18 protein-coding genes are annotated in these 16,735 nt (G+C 44.4%); 12 read left to right on the top strand and 6 right to left on the bottom strand.

Translation table 11 applies throughout. The annotated features are described in order from the left end of the window. The first annotated feature begins 210 nt into the window (after positions 1–210). A complete protein-coding gene (locus tag ACZIX4_RS08425) occupies positions 211–1,407 on the top strand; it encodes a tRNA wybutosine-synthesizing protein 4 beta-propeller domain-containing protein (protein WP_463335179.1) in 1,197 nt (398 codons plus the stop codon). Between the two features lie 16 nt (positions 1,408–1,423). On the opposite strand, the gene ACZIX4_RS08420 is transcribed toward ACZIX4_RS08425, so the two are convergent. Further along, the gene (locus ACZIX4_RS08420; RefSeq protein WP_463335178.1) at positions 1,424–2,659 is read right to left on the bottom strand and encodes an ABC transporter permease; all 1,236 of its coding nucleotides are present in this window, start codon (positions 2,657–2,659) and stop codon (positions 1,424–1,426) included. 9 nt (positions 2,660–2,668) lie between these two features. Between ACZIX4_RS08420 and ACZIX4_RS08415 the strand changes: the two genes are divergently transcribed. Next, positions 2,669–3,970: an exo-beta-N-acetylmuramidase NamZ family protein gene (locus ACZIX4_RS08415; RefSeq protein ID WP_463335177.1), complete on the top strand. Its 1,302-nt coding sequence runs from the start codon at positions 2,669–2,671 to the stop codon at positions 3,968–3,970. A gap of 77 nt (positions 3,971–4,047) precedes the next feature. Next, positions 4,048–4,263 carry a hypothetical protein gene (locus tag ACZIX4_RS08410; protein WP_463335176.1) on the top strand — a complete coding sequence of 72 codons (216 nt, stop codon included), beginning with the start codon at positions 4,048–4,050 and terminating at the stop codon, positions 4,261–4,263. 18 nt (positions 4,264–4,281) lie between these two features. On the opposite strand, the gene ACZIX4_RS08405 is transcribed toward ACZIX4_RS08410, so the two are convergent. The 4 genes from ACZIX4_RS08405 to ACZIX4_RS08390 all read right to left on the bottom strand — a co-directional run bounded on the left by ACZIX4_RS08405 (position 4,282) and on the right by ACZIX4_RS08390 (position 6,782). Further along, complete coding sequence (locus tag ACZIX4_RS08405; RefSeq protein WP_463335175.1) at positions 4,282–4,500, bottom strand: hypothetical protein; 219 nt, start codon at positions 4,498–4,500, stop codon at positions 4,282–4,284. A gap of 2 nt (positions 4,501–4,502) precedes the next feature. Further along, entirely contained in the window at positions 4,503–4,865 is a 363-nt protein-coding gene (locus ACZIX4_RS08400) for a VOC family protein (protein WP_463335174.1), read from the bottom strand. A 71-nt stretch (positions 4,866–4,936) separates the two neighbouring features. Next, positions 4,937–5,401: a YkgJ family cysteine cluster protein gene (locus ACZIX4_RS08395; RefSeq protein ID WP_463335189.1), complete on the bottom strand. Its 465-nt coding sequence runs from the start codon at positions 5,399–5,401 to the stop codon at positions 4,937–4,939. A gap of 34 nt (positions 5,402–5,435) precedes the next feature. Then, on the bottom strand, positions 5,436–6,782 hold the full coding sequence (locus ACZIX4_RS08390; RefSeq protein ID WP_463335173.1) for an FAD-dependent oxidoreductase: 1,347 nt from the start codon (positions 6,780–6,782) through the stop codon (positions 5,436–5,438). A gap of 178 nt (positions 6,783–6,960) precedes the next feature. Here ACZIX4_RS08390 and ACZIX4_RS08385 point away from each other — a divergent pair, with 178 nt between their 5' ends. After that, the gene (locus tag ACZIX4_RS08385; RefSeq protein ID WP_463335172.1) at positions 6,961–7,119 is read left to right on the top strand and encodes a lmo0937 family membrane protein; all 159 of its coding nucleotides are present in this window, start codon (positions 6,961–6,963) and stop codon (positions 7,117–7,119) included. 103 nt (positions 7,120–7,222) lie between these two features. On the opposite strand, the gene ACZIX4_RS08380 is transcribed toward ACZIX4_RS08385, so the two are convergent. Then, positions 7,223–7,897, bottom strand: a complete 675-nt coding sequence (locus ACZIX4_RS08380) for a Crp/Fnr family transcriptional regulator (protein ID WP_463335171.1) — start codon at positions 7,895–7,897, stop codon at positions 7,223–7,225. A gap of 102 nt (positions 7,898–7,999) precedes the next feature. Between ACZIX4_RS08380 and ACZIX4_RS08375 the strand changes: the two genes are divergently transcribed. The 8 genes from ACZIX4_RS08375 to ACZIX4_RS08340 all read left to right on the top strand — a co-directional run bounded on the left by ACZIX4_RS08375 (position 8,000) and on the right by ACZIX4_RS08340 (position 16,708). Continuing rightward, on the top strand, positions 8,000–10,399 hold the full coding sequence (locus ACZIX4_RS08375; protein WP_463335170.1) for a heavy metal translocating P-type ATPase: 2,400 nt from the start codon (positions 8,000–8,002) through the stop codon (positions 10,397–10,399). 125 nt (positions 10,400–10,524) lie between these two features. Further along, entirely contained in the window at positions 10,525–10,695 is a 171-nt protein-coding gene (ccoS, locus tag ACZIX4_RS08370; RefSeq protein WP_463335169.1) for a cbb3-type cytochrome oxidase assembly protein CcoS, read from the top strand. A gap of 5 nt (positions 10,696–10,700) precedes the next feature. Beyond that, positions 10,701–12,890 carry a cytochrome-c oxidase, cbb3-type subunit I gene (gene ccoN, locus ACZIX4_RS08365; RefSeq protein WP_463335168.1) on the top strand — a complete coding sequence of 730 codons (2,190 nt, stop codon included), beginning with the start codon at positions 10,701–10,703 and terminating at the stop codon, positions 12,888–12,890. A gap of 6 nt (positions 12,891–12,896) precedes the next feature. After that, entirely contained in the window at positions 12,897–13,091 is a 195-nt protein-coding gene (locus ACZIX4_RS08360) for a CcoQ/FixQ family Cbb3-type cytochrome c oxidase assembly chaperone (RefSeq protein WP_463335167.1), read from the top strand. An 18-nt stretch (positions 13,092–13,109) separates the two neighbouring features. Then, a complete protein-coding gene (locus ACZIX4_RS08355) occupies positions 13,110–14,006 on the top strand; it encodes a cbb3-type cytochrome c oxidase N-terminal domain-containing protein (protein WP_463335166.1) in 897 nt (298 codons plus the stop codon). A gap of 26 nt (positions 14,007–14,032) precedes the next feature. Continuing rightward, entirely contained in the window at positions 14,033–15,469 is a 1,437-nt protein-coding gene (gene ccoG, locus ACZIX4_RS08350) for a cytochrome c oxidase accessory protein CcoG (protein WP_463335165.1), read from the top strand. A gap of 12 nt (positions 15,470–15,481) precedes the next feature. Then, positions 15,482–15,928 carry a FixH family protein gene (locus ACZIX4_RS08345; RefSeq protein ID WP_463335164.1) on the top strand — a complete coding sequence of 149 codons (447 nt, stop codon included), beginning with the start codon at positions 15,482–15,484 and terminating at the stop codon, positions 15,926–15,928. 78 nt (positions 15,929–16,006) lie between these two features. After that, on the top strand, positions 16,007–16,708 hold the full coding sequence (locus tag ACZIX4_RS08340) for a sulfite exporter TauE/SafE family protein (protein WP_463335163.1): 702 nt from the start codon (positions 16,007–16,009) through the stop codon (positions 16,706–16,708). The last annotated feature ends 27 nt before the right edge of the window (positions 16,709–16,735 follow it).

The following is a 16,735-nucleotide window of genomic DNA, read 5'->3' as shown; positions in this document are numbered from 1 at the left end:
GTGACTGATATGACAAGCATTGGGAATGAAAGTTTTTTTGATGGCAGCATATATCGTATTAAGAGGGTAAAATCCGGGTAATTCTACTTCAAAAAACCCATAAAACCATCGTAATTCCAAAAACCATCAACATTAACGTAGGGTTTTAACAAATGAAACTGTTTATTCTTATTAAATTGTATCAAATCACTTCAGCTAAACTAATCATACATGAAAAAACTACTACTTTTAGCCCTGTTTACAGCCTCCTTTACTTCTTTCGCACAGGACACCTGGACACAAAAAGCAAATTATCCCGAAAATATAAGTAATGTTGCTGCTTTTGCAGTGGGCGATTACGGTTATATAGGTATGGGATCTAATCCTTATCAGTCTTTTGCATTCAGGAAATACGATCCTTCTACTAATACCTGGACATCAATAGCCAGTTTCCCCGGAACATTTATGGAACATAGTGTAAGTTTCACCATCGACGGTAATGGCTACATAGGCACCGGGCTTGGTGGTTGGGGACCTAATTTATTTAACACCGAATTTTGGCAATACGAGCCGGAAACCAACTTTTGGAAACAAATGGCAGATTTTGCAGGGGCAGCACGTAGTGAGGCCACCGGTTTTTCTGTAGACGGAAAAGGCTATATAGGTTTAGGCTGGAACCAAACCAACAGCTATATGGCCGATTTATGGAAATTTACTCCCGAAACAAATTCCTGGATACAGTTAACCAACTTTCCGGGTGGTGCGCGGGCAGGTGCTTTGGCATTTTCATTGAATGGAAAAGGATATATAGGACTGGGGTATGATGCTAACGGACCAAAGAGTGACATTTGGGAATACGACCCGGTGACAGATGAATGGACACAGAAAAATGATTTCCCTACGGCAAGGTTCCGTGCTACATCATTTATTATTAATAACGAGTGCTATGCCGGCACCGGAAACTCCGGAGCGGGTATGTTAAATGACTTTTATAAATATGATGTTGTTACCGACACTTGGACAGCTATAGCAGATGCAGGCACTAACGTAAGGCAAGGCGGCATAGGACTGGCCATAAACGGAAAAGGTTACATAGGAACAGGAGCAAATCTCGGTGCTCCTTATTATAATGATTTTTGGGAATACACCCCGCTAAGTACCGCCGGTATAAAATCAGGAACAAATAATATAGTAACATTATATCCTAATCCATTTGCAGAGCAGTTAACGATACAAACAAATCGTGATTTAACCAATGCCACACTATTATTATATAATGTAACCGGACAACAAGTGAAACAGGTAGAAAATATTTCGGGGAAAAAATTCACTTTGCAGCGCGATAATCTTTCCACAGGATTATACCTGCTAACCATTAATGAAGGCGGGACCACAGTAACAAACCAAAAAGTTATAATTACAGATTAACCTCCTTTAACAACAACTATTCAAAACGGATGGCCTTGACCGGTGAAATGCGGGTTATAATATAAGAAGGTATAAGCAGCAACGCCAGGCATACTATTATTGTACCAAGGTTAACCAGTAATATAGCAGTAATATCAAGCGAAACCGGGGCTACATTTACATAGTAGTTTTCCGGGCGCAGTTTTACTATGCCAAAGTATTTCTGTATAAGCAGTACACCTATCCCAATGCCATTGCCCCAAAGCAAGCCGCGGATAATAAGATGGGCAGCATTATACAGAAATATTTTTCGCACACTCCAGTTGTTAGCACCAAGCGCTTTCAGCATGCCTACCATTTGCGTACGTTCCAGTATAAGTACCAGCAGTGCCACCACCATATTTATAGTAGCCACAATTACCATAATAATTATAATGACTAATATGTTTACATCAAACAGCTGAAGCCACTCGAATATATTAGCATACTTCTCCTTTATAGTAACACTGTTTAGTGTGCTGGGTATAGCATCGTACACTTCTTTACCTTTTTCGTCAAGCTTATCGAAATCATCAAGGAATACTTCAAACGAACCCACCTGGTCTGCACGCCATTTATTAATACGCTGCACATGGCGGATATCTCCTATTATATAGGTAGCATCAAATTCCTGGAAACCGCTGTTGTAAATCCCTACCAGTACAAACCGGCGCAGGTTTGGCAGACCGTTACCACCTTCCTTCATAAAATAAGTGGTAAACTTATCCCCTACTTTTAGCTCCAGCCTGTCCGCAAGGTATTTTGATAGTATAACTTCTTCATTAAGGCCTCCTTTAAGATTCGGAACCCTCCCGCTTACAAGATACTCGCTAAGGGAACCCCATTGATAATCTTTGCCTACTCCTTTAAATATAACCCCTTCAAATGCTTTTTCGGTACGGATGATACCCGCCTTACTGGCCACTGCCTGTATGTGGCTGATACCATCTACCTCTTTAAACACAGGATAGAACGATTGTTTGATAGAGAGCGGCTCTACACTTACCTCGCTTTGGTTACCGTCAAAATTTGAAATGATGATATTGCCGTTAAATGCAGAAATTTTTTCGCGTATTTTATCCTGAAGGCCCACACCCGTGGCTATGGCACCTATCATCATGACAATACTTATTGCAATAGCTGTTACTGCAATTTTTATAATTGGCGCAGACACACTACTTTTGTGGTTTTTAGCAGAAACCAGCCTGCGGGCTATAAAATATTCTAAATTCAAAGTTTGTATATGGTATATTATCCGTCTGTTTTTCGCAAAGCATTGCTTACTGCAGTCAAAAATACAGTTTTATTCTCATTTATACTGATTACCGCCTGCGGAAATTCGGCCGCCGTTACCTCTGCAAACACTAAGCCTGTTGTGGTTGAAACCCCTGACCCCGGCAAAAAAGGTATTAACACAGGTGCCGACCGTTCCTGGCTGTACCTTCCGCTATTGCGCGATAAAAAAGTAGGCGTGGTAACCAACCAAACCGGTATTGTTACCCAGTACGACACCATACACATGCCGGACTCAGACGAAATAACCCTTGAGGCACGTTCTATACACCTTGTTGATTTTTTGGTAGACAAAAAAATCAACATTCAAAAGATATACGCCCCCGAACATGGTTTCCGTGGAACCGTTGAAGCAGGTGAACTGATAAAAGACGGTAAAGACACTAAAACCGGCGTGCCTATTATATCTATTTATGGGAACAACAAAAAACCATCGGCAGAACAACTGGCCGGTATAGACATATTGATATTTGACATACAGGACATCGGTGCGCGTTTTTACACCTATATATCGTCTCTCCATTATGTAATGGAAGCCTGTGCCGAACAGCACATCCCACTTATAGTACTCGACAGGCCAAACCCTAATGGCAGTATTGTGGACGGGCCAACACTGGAAAAGGAGAACAGCAGCTTTATAGGCATGCACACCATACCGGTACTACACGGCATGACTATAGGCGAGTATGCCCAGATGATTAATGGCGAAAAATGGTTAAAAGACGGCGTGCAGTGCGATCTTACTATAATATCGTGTTCGTATTATAAGCGCGACATGTTTTATTCACTACCGGTGAAGCCTTCGCCAAACATACCAAACGACCAGGCGGTAAACCTGTATGCCAGCCTGTGTTTTTTTGAAGGCACAAATGTAAGCCTTGGGCGTGGCACTGATAAGCAGTTCCAGATATACGGATCGCCCGACCTGCCGAATGACGGATTCAGTTTTACCCCTGTACCAAACGAGGGTTCTAAAGAGCCACCCCAAAACGGCAAGCTGTGTTACGGTAAAGACCTTACTGATGTACGCCGCGTGAAAAGACTGGAACTGAAATGGCTGATAAAAGCTTATGAGGAAACTGCCGATAAAAGCAAATTCTTTATCCCTTTCTTTACCAAACTGGCGGGTACCAAAAAACTACAGGAACAGATAGAGGCAGGAATGAGCGAATCGGAAATCAGGGAAAGCTGGCAGGAAGGCCTTAACGCTTTTAAAGAAATGAGGAAGCCATACCTTATTTACGGTAATTAAATTCTTAAGTTTTACACAAAGTGCTTTTATGTGCCATGGCAACACACTATCTTTAGGTAAACAAAATACCTGAAGCCATGAACATAAAAGAAACCGTAGACAGCGTAATACAGTTTATACTTAAACTTGTAGAAAAAGCCAAGGGCTATATTGACGGAATTATCGACTTTTTTACCGAACTGCGCGACCGCATAGAGTCGTTCCTTTCGTACATAGAAGAAAAGCTTGAAGCAATCAATGAATTTATTGAGCAACTGAAAGAGCACAGCTCAGAACATATAATGGCCGTGTAAAGAAAAAGCCTTCCCTGATTAAACGGAAGGCTTTTTCTTTTTCACTGCTTTGCCCAGCAGGCGTGCCACCATGTACAGGAACAGCAGCAGTATAAATACCGGAACGGCTATTACCCCAATTTCGCCCACCATATCTGCTGTAGATGATTTTATGGTTTCGGCATTAAAGGAATACACCCCATACCCTACCGCCAGCGAGAGGAGGAGCATTATAAAAATATCCCTGAGTTTTTTCATGGTTACTGATTTATAGGTTGGCCAAACTGTAATATGTAATTGTTATTATCGTAAATGGCAAACTCGCGCATGCCGTATTCAAAATCATCCAGATCATAGCAAATACTGCACTTGTCTTTCCATGCTTCCCAAAGTTCCTCTACTCCTGTTACATTAAAGTAGAATGAGCCTGTAAACATTGGCCCGTTATACGGTACATGGGCATTAGGGTATGCCAGCATTATCTCTATACCATCACGCTCCAGCACTGCCCAGCCTTCTTCGAACAACGTACATTCAAACCCGAGTACTTCCGAATAAAAATCTACGGTTTGGGGAATTTCTGCTGTCCAAAGCATTGGGGTAAGGTAATTGAATTTTGCCATGATTATCCGGTTTTAAAACGAAGATACAGCAAAAATATTTTCCCGAAAATACAGGGCATAAAAAAGGCGCCTTACAGCGCCAGTTTCTTTTTCATTTCTTCTACTATATTGTATGCAGCAGGGCAAATAGCTACATTCTTCAGGGTAATATTTGTTATCTGCTGGAATTTCTTTCTGTCGGTATGCGGGTATTCACGGCAGGCTTTTGGCCTTACATCGTAAATCATGCAGTAGTTTTCGGCATCAAGGAAAGTACAGGGTACGCTTTGAAGTACGTAATCCTTATCCTCATCTACACGCAGGTACTTATCTGTAAACTGCTGCGGTTTCATACGCAGATGCTTGGCTATACGCTCTATGTCGGCAATAGTGAATAACGGGCCGGTAGTTTTGCAACAGTTAGCACATTTAAGGCAGTCGGTACGCTCAAATTCCCGGTCGTGCAAATCCTGCATAATGTAGTCGAGGTTTTTTGGCGGCTTTTTCTTCAGCTTATCAAAAAACTTCTTATTCTCTGCATGCTTATCGCGGGCCATGCGCCCCAGGTTTTTCAGTACCTCTTCCACTGTATTATTCTGCTTTCAGCAATTCCTTTATCTTCTCCTCCACCTCAGGGCTATCCCATTTATCGGCTATCCCTTTAATATTCATCACCTCATCCATAATTGCCTTTTGCCTGTCGCCAAGGGCAAGCGCCTCGCTGTACGGGCGGTGGCTAAAAGTAACCATACTGTACAACGGCTGCCACAGCTCAGGATATTTGTCTGAGAAGTGCTTCTCAATCTTTTTCCTAAGCAAAAAGTTAGTGTCGGCCGTGCTGCTGCTCATCTCCATAAAGTTACGGTAGGATAGCTCGGCAATGGCATCTGCATCGGGCTTACGGCTTTTTTCATATTCACTGAAAATCGTAGCCCAGTCGTCGCCATACTGCTGCATTTTCTGGTTTAGCACGGTAATATCTTCAAAACCGGCATTCATACCATGTCCGTAGAATGGCACCAGTGCGTGGCAGGCATCGCCTATAAGCGCTACTTTATCGGAAAACGTCCACGGGAAACACTTCATAGTAACCAGTGAACTCGTAGGGTTTTTAAAGAAATCCTCTACCAGCTTCGGTATCACTTCCTGCGTAGACGGGAAATATTTTTCAAAAAATGCTTCAAGCGTTTCTTTATCTTTCAGGCTGTCGAAAGAATTTTCGCCTTCAAACGGCATGAACAATGTGCTGGTAAAACTGCCGTCAAGGTTTGGCAGGGCTGTAAGCATAAAATCATGCCTTGGCCATATATGCAGTGAGTTTTTGTCGAGTTTATGGGTAGCATCTGCATTTGCAGGGATGTTCAGCTCTTTGTAGCCTAATGGTAAAAACTCCTGGCTGTAGTTAAAGCGGTTTTGGCGTTGCATACGGTGGCGTATACGGCTAAAAGCACCATCTGACCCGAATACCATGTCGTATTTCAGTTCGGTCCAGGCACCACGTTCGGTTTCTCCGGTATATAATGTGGCGGTAGCCAGGTCTACATCCCAAATACGGGTTTCAAAGAAAAACTCAGCGCCTTCGTTTTCAGCAAGCGATACCATTTTTCGGTTGAGTTCGCCACGGCTTATAGAGTAGATACTTTCACCGTCTTTACCATAGTATTGGTAGATGAGTTCGTTGTTTTGCAGGTGGATGCCCCTTTTTTCCATAGGCACGGCCATTTTGCGGATTTCATCGCCCAGGCCCACCTCATCAAGCGCACGCCAGCCGCGGTGCGAAACTGCAAGGTTTATAGAACGCCCGGTAAACTGTATGGCCCTTATATCGGGGCTGCGGTCGTACACATGTACGGTATGCCCTGCCCTTTTTAAATATATTGCCAAAAGCGAACCAACCAACCCTGAGCCCACTACGGCAATCTTCAACGGAGTTTGCATGAAATGTATTTTCTGTAAAGTACAAAAGTACTAATTAATTATACGTACTACTTTTTTTGTTGAATTATTTGCAACCATTTAATTAAGAAAACTTTGGCTGCTAAAGGATTCTTAACGAATTAACAGTTTTCAACGGTTAGCAGTAATTTTAATATATCAAATTTTAAAATCCACTATTATGAGAGATTTAATCTGGCTAATCGTTGTTATCCTTCTTATAGGATGGGCAGTAGGGTATTTCGGCTTTGGCCAGGCCGTAGGCTCACTTATCCACATACTGCTTGTACTTGCTATTATAGGTATATTGTACAGACTTGCTACCGGCAGGAGGCCTTAGCCACCCTTCCCCTACCGGATAACCTACTTAACACTACAAAACAAAGAGGGCTGTCAGTTGCTTTTGCAAATCAGACAGCCCTTTTTTTATATTCAGGATCTAATTACAATTTCTTCAGGGCGTTACTGTTCAGTATCGTTATTTTTTTACCCGAAAGTGAAATATAACCTGCCTTGTTAAATTCAGACAGCAGCCTGATACAGCTTTCGGTAGCGGTACCCACCATACCGGCAAGCTCCTCACGGGATAGTTTCAGGTTAAGGCTGTTATCTTCACTTACTCCAAAGTTTTCCTGCAGGTAAATAAGGGTTTCTGCCAGGCGCTGTTTTACCGATTTTTGCGCCATGTTTACCAGGTGGTCGTCAGCCTCCTTAAGGTCGCCGCAAATGGTTTTCATCACCTGGAACGAGAATTTATTGTTTTCGTTAAAAAAGCCCATCACCTCCTGTTTGGGTATAAAGCACACCGTCATATCCTCAAGTGCCACAGCACTCAGGTTTACAGGCTCTTCGCTTATCATGCTGCGTTGCCCCAGCAGTTCGCCTTTAGATACCAGCTTCACAATCTGGTCGTTGCCGTTCGAGCTCAGCTTCGTAAGCTTGCACACGCCGTCCTTCACGCAAAAAATGCCGTTGACATTTTCGCCTTCGCTAAAAACAGTCTCCCCTTTTTTAATGGTGTAGGTAGACTTGCAGTCGGCTATCTTTAAAAGTTCCTCTTTATTAAGAGCCTTTAAAGAGCTAAGCTCCCGCACTATACATTGTTCACATTTACTCATACCTCTGCAAATGTAAAACAAAGCTTTATACAAAAGCATGATAAAAATCATGTTTTAAAGTTTCGGCTCCCCGCAACTTTGCTACAGGTAAAATGAGCATTTATGGAAACCCAAAATTGTTATCACTGCGGGTTAGGAATTGTAAAAAAAGACGAGATTGTTTATGACAGTAAATCGTTCTGTTGCGCAGGTTGTAAAACCGTGTACGAACTGTTTACCCAAAACGGCCTTGCCGATTATTACGATTTTGAGAAATCACCCGGCGCCACTCCCCAGGATATTGGCGGCAAATATGATTTCCTGGACAACGAAGCCATAACCGGCCGTCTGCTGGAATTTAACGAACAGCATACACACATTGTGTCCCTGTACATCCCCCACATACATTGCAGTTCGTGCATCTGGATACTGGAAAACCTGAACAGGCTGAACAAAGGCATCAGCAGTTCGCAGGTAAACTTCCACGAAAAGAAGGCCCGTATTGTCTTTAACCCTGAAGTTACCACGCTTAAAGAGATTGTGCTGATGCTTAACGCTATAGGTTACGAGCCGTATATAAGCCTGGAAAACTACGAGGAGAAAAAGAAAAAAGTAAATAGGGAGCTTATTTATAAGTTGGGTGTCGCCTTCTTTTGTTTTGGCAATGTAATGCTGTTATCGTTCCCGGAATATTTTGAGGTGGAAGAATACTGGCTGGATAACTACCGTGGTTTCTTCCGTTGGCTGATATTCGCGCTTGCCATGCCGTCGTTCCTGTATTCGGCAAGTGGTTATTATGTATCGGCATGGAAAAGCATTAAGGCAGGTATGCTGAACATAGAAATCCCTATAGCGCTTGGCCTGGTGGTAATGTTCATCCGGAGTAGTGTGGACATTATTTTTGACCTGGGTTCTGGGTTTTTCGATAGTCTTTGCGGGCTGGTGTTCTTTATGCTGCTGGGCAGGCTGTTTCAGCAAAAGACCTACAACTTCCTTTCGTTTGAGCGTGATTTTAAATCGTATTTCCCCATAGCGGTGACCAAACTTACCGGTAGCCGTGAGGAAGTATCGGTACCGGTATACGATGTAACGCTCGGCGACAGGCTCATTATCCGCAATAAAGAACTGATACCTGTAGATGGCATACTGATGAGTGCCCAAACCGAAATTGACTACAGCTTTGTTACCGGTGAGGCCGAACCGATTACCAAAAAATCAGGTGACAAGATTTTTGCCGGGGGACGCCAGGTTGGCCCGGTGATAGAAATGGAGGTGCTGAGTTCGGTATCGCAAAGCTACCTTACCCAACTGTGGAGCAATGAGGTTTTTGAAAAGAAAAGCACTGAGAATTATAAAACCCTTACCGATACCATAAGCCGCTACTTTACCCCGGCATTGCTGCTCATTGCTGTAGTATCGCTTACGGTATGGCTGTTAATGGGCGAATACAACACGGCGTTTAATGTATTTACAGCAGTGCTTATAGTGGCCTGCCCGTGTGCCCTGGCACTGAGTGCGCCGTTTACGGTGGGTAATGTACTGCGTATTATGGGCAACCGCAAGCTGTATCTTAAAAATGCCACGGTTATAGAGCAAATGGCAAAGGTAGATACCATTGTATTTGACAAAACAGGTACCATTACCACCAATAAAAAATCGGAAATACTATACGAGGGCGAAGAGATAGATGCTAAGGAACTGGCCTTCATTCGCAGTGTGTTGCGTGGCAGTAACCACCCTTTAAGCCGCAGGTTGTACGAACACCTGCCGGCAAGCCAGCTGCTGCCGGTAGATGATTTTGAAGAAGTAACCGGCAAAGGCATACACGGCTACGTGAACGGTTTCCATATAAAAATAGGTTCGGCGGCATTCACGGGCGCACCACAAATAGAATCACTGCAAACGCACGTGTACATTGCGCTGAACAATAATTATATGGGCAGGTTTACCTTCCAAAATCAATACCGCGGAGGCCTGGCAGAATTATTTGCAGCACTTTCGCCACACTACAAGCTGAAAATTTTAAGCGGTGATAATGAGGGCGAGCGCCATGCCCTGGAGAAATTGTTACCCGCAGGAACCGAACTGGTTTTTAACCAAAAGCCCGACCAGAAACTCGCCTTTATAGAAAACCTGCAAAAACATGGGCATAATGTAATGATGGTGGGCGATGGCCTTAACGATGCAGGGGCCTTGGCACAAAGCAACGTGGGTATTTCGGTATCAGAGAATGTGAATGTGTTTTCGCCTGCGTGCGATGGTATACTCGATGCTTCACAGTTTGGGCGCATAGCCTATTTTATGAAGCTTAGTAAAAACACGGTGAAAACCATAAAAATGAGCTTTACGCTATCGCTGTTGTACAATGTTGTAGGGCTCACTTTCGCGGTGATGGGCAGGATGCAGCCTCTGTTTGCAGCCATCATTATGCCGCTGAGTACGGTGACCATAGTATCGTTTGTTACGGTAATGAGTAATTACTATGCGGCCTCACCCCAGCCCTCTCCTAAGGAGAGGGAGTAGCTTCACTCGAAAAAAAACAATTAAAAAACATTAAGAAATATCCCGGAAAGAAGCCTGCCCATGACAAATATCATGTTTTAGCCCGGAGCCTGAAACTACCTTTGTTTAACACAAATTTAAGAAGTATGAGCGTAATCTATTTATTAATCAGCATTAGTGTAATTGTGGCGCTGCTGTTCCTTTATGCCTTTATAAAGGCGGTACGCAACGGCCAGTTTGACGACGACTATACCCCATCGGTGAGGATGCTTTTTGACGACGAAACAAAGAAAAGTGAAAACAAAACTAATATCTAATTATTATGGAAATGCAGCAATTTTATTACGATAATAAAATCGTCAAAAAGTTCCTCTACGCTACCATAGTATTTGGGGTTGTGGGCTTCCTGGCGGGTTTAATCATAGCATTCTTTTACCTGTTTCCGAATCTTACCGAAGGCATTTCATGGCTTAGCTACGGCAGGCTGAGGCCGCTGCATACAAATGCCGTTATCTTTGCGTTTGTGGGTAATGCCATGTTTGCAGGCACCTACTACGCCCTGCAAAGGCTGCTGAAAACCCGTATGTTTAGCGATACGCTGAGCAACATTAACTTCTGGGGCTGGCAGCTTATTATAGTAGCCGCAGCCATATCGCTCCCACTGGGTTATACCACCGCAAAAGAATACGCCGAACTGGAATGGCCTATCGACTTAGGTATTGCCGTTATTTGGGTGGTATTTGGTATCAATATGATAGGCACCATCCTTAAAAGAAGGGAACGCCACCTGTATGTAGCCGTATGGTTCTTCCTGGCTACGTTTGTTACAGTAGCACTACTGCATATATTCAATAGCCTTGAGCTGCCTGTAAACTGGCACAAAAGCTACTCGGTATACGCCGGTGTGCAGGACGCGCTGGTACAGTGGTGGTACGGGCACAATGCGGTAGCCTTCTTCCTTACCACACCGTTTTTGGGCCTTATGTACTACTATGTGCCAAAGGCTGCCAACAGGCCGGTATACTCATACAGGCTTTCAATAATCCACTTTTGGTCACTAATTTTCATCTATATATGGGCAGGCCCGCACCACTTGTTGTATTCTGCCCTGCCGGACTGGGCACAGAACCTGGGTGTGGTATTCTCTATAATGCTGATAGCCCCGTCTTGGGGTGGTATGATAAACGGCCTGCTTACACTACGTGGCGCATGGGATAAAGTCCGCGAAAGTGCCGTACTTAAATTCTTTGTGGTAGCCATTACCGGTTATGGTATGGCTACGTTTGAAGGGCCAATGCTGTCGCTTAAAAACTTTAATGCCGTAGCCCACTTTACCGACTGGATTATAGCCCACGTACACGTAGGTGCCCTGGCATGGAACGGTTTTATGAGCTTTGGCCTTCTGTACTGGCTGATACCGCGTATGACGAAAAGCAAGCTGTATTCTGAAAAACTGGCCAACGTCCATTTCTGGATTGGTACGCTGGGTATTGTAATGTATACGCTGCCTATGTACGTTGCCGGTTTTGTACAGGCGAGTATGTGGAAGGAATTCAACCCGGACGGTACCCTTAAGTACGGTAACTTCCTGGAAACCGTAAAACAGATTATGCCGATGTACTGGCTTAGGGCCATAGGCGGTACGCTGTACGTAATAGGTATGTTTATACTGGTATACAACATTGTACAAACCATCCGTAAAGGAAATAAAATTGAAGACGAGCTTGCCGAAGCCCCTGCCCTTGAAAAAATAAGCAAGAAAAGGCTTAAAGGCGAAAAATGGCACGGCTGGCTTGAGCGCAGACCGGTACAGCTTACCCTGCTGGCTACCGTAGCCGTAACCATAGGCGGCGCCATACAGATTGTGCCTACCATAATGGTAAAGAGCAACATCCCTACCATAAGCGCGGTAAAACCATATACACCACTGGAACTTGAAGGGCGCGACCTGTACATCCGCGAAGGCTGTGTAAACTGCCACTCGCAAATGATACGCCCGTTCCGTAGTGAGGTGGAGCGCTATGGCGAATACTCTAAATCGGGAGAATATGTGTACGACCACCCATTCTTGTGGGGTAGTAAACGTACCGGGCCCGACCTGAAACGCGTGGGCGGTAAGTACAGTGATAACTGGCACTTCAACCACATGTGGGATCCGCAGAGTGTATCTGAAGGCAGTATAATGCCATCATACAAATGGATGTTCGACAATAAAAAAGCCGACTACACCGAAATACAGAAAAAAATGGAAGTGATGGCTACATTGGGCGTACCGTACTCTAAAGAGGAGATAGCCAATGCACAGAAAGCCATTGCCGAACAGGCTGCCAAAATAGAAGGTAACCTGCACACCGACCCTGACTTTGTGAAAAGCTATGAGGCCAGTAAAAAGGCTGCTGCTGTAAAAGGTGAAACATTTGTGCCAATGCGCGAAAGGGAAATTGTAGCCCTGATAGCTTACCTGCAACGCCTGGGTACCGACCTGAAACCTGTAGCCACTAACTCTAAATAATATACCATGCTGAAGTTTGTAAAACACAACCTGGAAACGATAGCGGGAGTGGAAATTTTCCCGATACTTTCGCTGCTTATCTTCTTCATCTTCTTTGTGGTGCTGTATGCCTGGACGTATACGTACAAAAAAGATAAGATAACCGAAATGAGCAATATCCCTTTTTCGGGAGATGAAAGCGAAACCGAGCTTAACCATTAATATTAAACCGAACGCATCATGAAAAAATTCATCCCGGTATACGTAAGGGTTCCTGTAATATTTGCCTTGGTGTTTATGGCGCTGGAGTATTTTATAGACTCAGGAGACAGGCCCGCTTTTCTAAAATATCCGTTGGTGTCGCTGTTCCTTGCCGTATTCCTGTTCATACAGATAGCTATAGAAATAGTAATACTGGCTATAGACAGAGTTACCTACAACCTGCTTACCGATGAGCAAAAGGCTAAGCTGGATGCTGCCGATGCCATCGACTTTACCCAAAGCGCGTGGTACCTGAAGCTGAAGAAGTTCTTTAATAAATCCAAGCCGATAGAGCAGGAAGGTGAGATTACCCTGCACCATAATTACGACGGTATACAGGAGCTTGACAATGTACTGCCGCCGTGGTGGGTAAACCTATTCTATGCCACAATAATCTTCGGGCTTATATACCTGGTGCGTTACCATGTAATGGGCGATAAAAACCAGGCGCAGGAATTTGAACAGGAAATGGCCGATGCTAAGCTGGCTGTGGAAGAATATAAAAAGACGGCCAAAGACCTGATTGACGAAAACAGCGTAACCCTGCTTACTGACCCTGCAGAGCTGGCTAAAGGCAAGGAGGTATTTACAGCCAACTGCACACCATGCCACAGGGCCGATGCCGGTGGTGCCATAGGCCCTAACCTTACTGATGAGTACTGGCTGCTGGGCGGGGGTATTAAAAATGTATTCCACACCATTACAAACGGTGGACGCGACGGCAAGGGTATGGTGGCCTGGAAAGGCACCCTGAAACCATCGGAAATACAGGCAGTGGCCAGTTATGTGCTGTCGCTTCAGGGCAGCAAGCCGGCCGATCCGAAAGAACCGCAGGGCGACATCTGGAAAGAAGAAGCCGCGCCTGCCGCAAAATAGATTGTTTTTTTAAATAAAGGAGCATTATGTCAGCAGATAGGTATGAGCACGAACATAATGATGATGAATTCCGTAACCGGATTGCAACCATAAATGAGGAAGGCAAGCGGGCCTGGGTATATCCTAAAAAGCCTGCCGGCAAGTTGTACAACTACCGCAAGACTGTGAGTTGGCTCCTGCTTGCCTTCTTATTTGCAGCGCCGTTCATTACAATTAACGGCGAACAGTTCCTGATGTTTAATGTGGTAGAACGCCGCTTTAACATCTTTGGGTTCCCGTTCTGGCCGCAGGATTTTTACCTCGTAGTGGTTTGCATGATCATCGGGGTACTATTCGTGTCGTTGTTTACGGTAGCTTTTGGCCGTATTTTTTGCGGCTGGATTTGCCCGCAAACCATTTTTATGGAAATGGTATTCCGCCGCATAGAGTATGCCATAGAGGGCGACCGAAATGCACAGGTAAAACTGGATAAGCAGCCCTGGGATGCAGAAAAAATCCGTAAGAAGGGGCTTAAATGGGCAGCGTTCTTTGTAGTATCGTTTTTTATTGCCAATGTATTCCTGGCTTACATCAGCGGAAGCGACAAACTGATACAGATGGTGGTGCAGAGGCCCGCGCAAAACATGGGTACGCTTGTAGCGCTGCTGATTTTTACGGCGGTATTCTATTTCATTTACATCTGGTTCAGGGAGCAGGTATGTATTATTGCCTGCCCGTACGGAAGGCTACAGGGGGCGTTGCTGGACAACAAAAGCGTTATCGTGGCCTATGACCATGTACGCGGCGAAGGCGAAAAAGGCCGTGGCCGCATGGTGAAGAATGAAGACCGTAAAGTAATTGGCAAAGGCGATTGTATCGATTGTAAGCTATGCGTGGCTGTATGCCCTACGGGAATTGACATCCGGAATGGTACACAGTTGGAATGCATTAACTGCACCGCTTGTATAGACGAGTGCAATACAGTGATGGATAAAGTTGGCATGCCGAAGGGGCTTATCCGCTATGCGAGTGAAGACGAAATTACCAAAAAGGAGAAGTTCGTTTTTACTACACGTATGAAAGCGTATACTGCGGTGCTGGCAATACTCACAGCTGTGTTTGTAGGTATGTTGTTTTTGAGGAACGATGTAGAGGCTACGGTACTCCGTTTACCGGGCCAGCTCTACGAACACAAAGGCGACAACATAAGCAATGTGTATACCTTTAAAGTGATAAACAAGACTGCCAATGACTTTAACAATGTACACTTTAAGCTGGAAAATATAAACGGTACTGTAAAACTGGTAGGCAGGCAAGAGTTTAAAATTACCAAAGCCGGCCTAGCACAGGGTACGTTGTTTATAGAAATAAACCCCGCATTCCTGGAAAAGGATAAAACCAAAATAGTGCTGGGGGTATATGAAGGCGATAAGCGCATAGACACCGAAACGTCGAGTTTTCTTGCGCCAAGAAGTTTTAACTAAAAATAAAGAGCAATGAAAATTAACTGGGGAACCGGAATAGTAGCGGCCTTTGCACTGTTTATGAGTTTTATACTCTTTTTTATATTCCGTGTGCAAAGCGATAAAAAATACGATAACGAACTGGTCGTAAACGATTATTACAAGCAGGAGCGCAGCCTGGAGGCAACACTTGCCAAAGAAGACAACGCTGCCGCCCTGAACCAAAAAGTACTGATAGAAAACACGGCTGATGCCATTAAAATAACATTTCCGCAGGGATTTGACCCAACAAAAATAAAAGGAAAAGTGTCCCTTTACAGGCCGTCTGACCAGAAGCTGGATTTTGATACTCCTATTTCACTGTCCGCTCCATACATGCTCATACCTAAAAACGACCTGGCAGGCGGCCGCTGGGACATTACTGTAGACTGGCAGTACGAAGGTAAAGGGTATATGAATAAGGAAATGTTCAACCTTTAGGTTATTGGTTGGTGGTTGTTAGTTGTTGGCCTTTGCTAAAACTAACAACCATCAACTGACAACTAACAACCTTAAAAAATGCTTTACTCAGCAATCATATTAGGCATTGTGTCCAGTCTGCACTGCATAGGCATGTGCGGCCCTATAGCCATAATGCTGCCTGTAGACCATAAGAACCCCGCCCGGAAAACCATACAGGTATTGTTGTACCATCTTGGCAGGCTTACGGCTTACAGTGCGTTAGGGCTTGCCTTCGGGGTGCTGGGGCGTGGGTTTTACCTTGCAGGCCTGCAACAACAGCTTTCCATACTTGCCGGCATCATCATGATAACCATAGCGCTGGTACCGGAACGCATCTTCGCAAAGTATAATTTTTCAAAACCCATATACAAACTCATCTCGGGGTTAAAAACGGGCCTGGGCAACCAGTTCCGGAAAAAAGGCTATAAGGCACTTTTTATAACCGGATTATTTAACGGCTTCCTGCCGTGTGGGCTGGTATATGCGGCATTATTTGGGGCATTGGCTATGCAAAGCGCATTGTACAGTACAGCTTTTATGTTCTTGTACGGCGCAGGAACCATACCACTTATGACTATGGTAGTATTTACCGCTACATTCTTTAAAAACCCAATACGAAATACACTGGCCAAAGCCGTACCTTATTTAGCCGTTTGCATCGGTATGCTGTTCATAGTACGGGGGCTGGGGCTGAGCATCCCATACCTGTCTCCCGGCACTATGAACCTTTTTGTAGGTGCTATGGCTGATTGCAAATAAAAAAACTACCAACCGTTCTTACTACTC

The organism is Flavobacterium niveum, assembly GCF_055231775.1.
The sequence above is the reverse complement of the archived record's forward strand: the minus strand, read 5'-3'. Positions and strand labels throughout refer to the sequence as shown.

Coding starts and splice junctions, on each gene's coding strand:
- ACZIX4_RS08410 (WP_463335176.1), top strand. CDS start 4,048: ATGAACATAAAAGAAACCGTAGACAGCGTAATACAGTTTATACTTAAA.
- ACZIX4_RS08380 (WP_463335171.1), bottom strand. CDS start 7,897: ATGAGTAAATGTGAACAATGTATAGTGCGGGAGCTTAGCTCTTTAAAG.
- ACZIX4_RS08375 (WP_463335170.1), top strand. CDS start 8,000: ATGGAAACCCAAAATTGTTATCACTGCGGGTTAGGAATTGTAAAAAAA.
- ACZIX4_RS08405 (WP_463335175.1), bottom strand. CDS start 4,500: ATGAAAAAACTCAGGGATATTTTTATAATGCTCCTCCTCTCGCTGGCG.
- ACZIX4_RS08390 (WP_463335173.1), bottom strand. CDS start 6,782: ATGCAAACTCCGTTGAAGATTGCCGTAGTGGGCTCAGGGTTGGTTGGT.
- ACZIX4_RS08425 (WP_463335179.1), top strand. CDS start 211: ATGAAAAAACTACTACTTTTAGCCCTGTTTACAGCCTCCTTTACTTCT.
- ACZIX4_RS08395 (WP_463335189.1), bottom strand. CDS start 5,401: ATGGCCCGCGATAAGCATGCAGAGAATAAGAAGTTTTTTGATAAGCTG.
- ACZIX4_RS08400 (WP_463335174.1), bottom strand. CDS start 4,865: ATGGCAAAATTCAATTACCTTACCCCAATGCTTTGGACAGCAGAAATT.
- ACZIX4_RS08385 (WP_463335172.1), top strand. CDS start 6,961: ATGAGAGATTTAATCTGGCTAATCGTTGTTATCCTTCTTATAGGATGG.
- ccoS (WP_463335169.1), top strand. CDS start 10,525: ATGAGCGTAATCTATTTATTAATCAGCATTAGTGTAATTGTGGCGCTG.
- ccoG (WP_463335165.1), top strand. CDS start 14,033: ATGTCAGCAGATAGGTATGAGCACGAACATAATGATGATGAATTCCGT.
- ccoN (WP_463335168.1), top strand. CDS start 10,701: ATGGAAATGCAGCAATTTTATTACGATAATAAAATCGTCAAAAAGTTC.
- ACZIX4_RS08345 (WP_463335164.1), top strand. CDS start 15,482: ATGAAAATTAACTGGGGAACCGGAATAGTAGCGGCCTTTGCACTGTTT.
- ACZIX4_RS08340 (WP_463335163.1), top strand. CDS start 16,007: ATGCTTTACTCAGCAATCATATTAGGCATTGTGTCCAGTCTGCACTGC.
- ACZIX4_RS08360 (WP_463335167.1), top strand. CDS start 12,897: ATGCTGAAGTTTGTAAAACACAACCTGGAAACGATAGCGGGAGTGGAA.
- ACZIX4_RS08355 (WP_463335166.1), top strand. CDS start 13,110: ATGAAAAAATTCATCCCGGTATACGTAAGGGTTCCTGTAATATTTGCC.
- ACZIX4_RS08415 (WP_463335177.1), top strand. CDS start 2,669: ATGGTATATTATCCGTCTGTTTTTCGCAAAGCATTGCTTACTGCAGTC.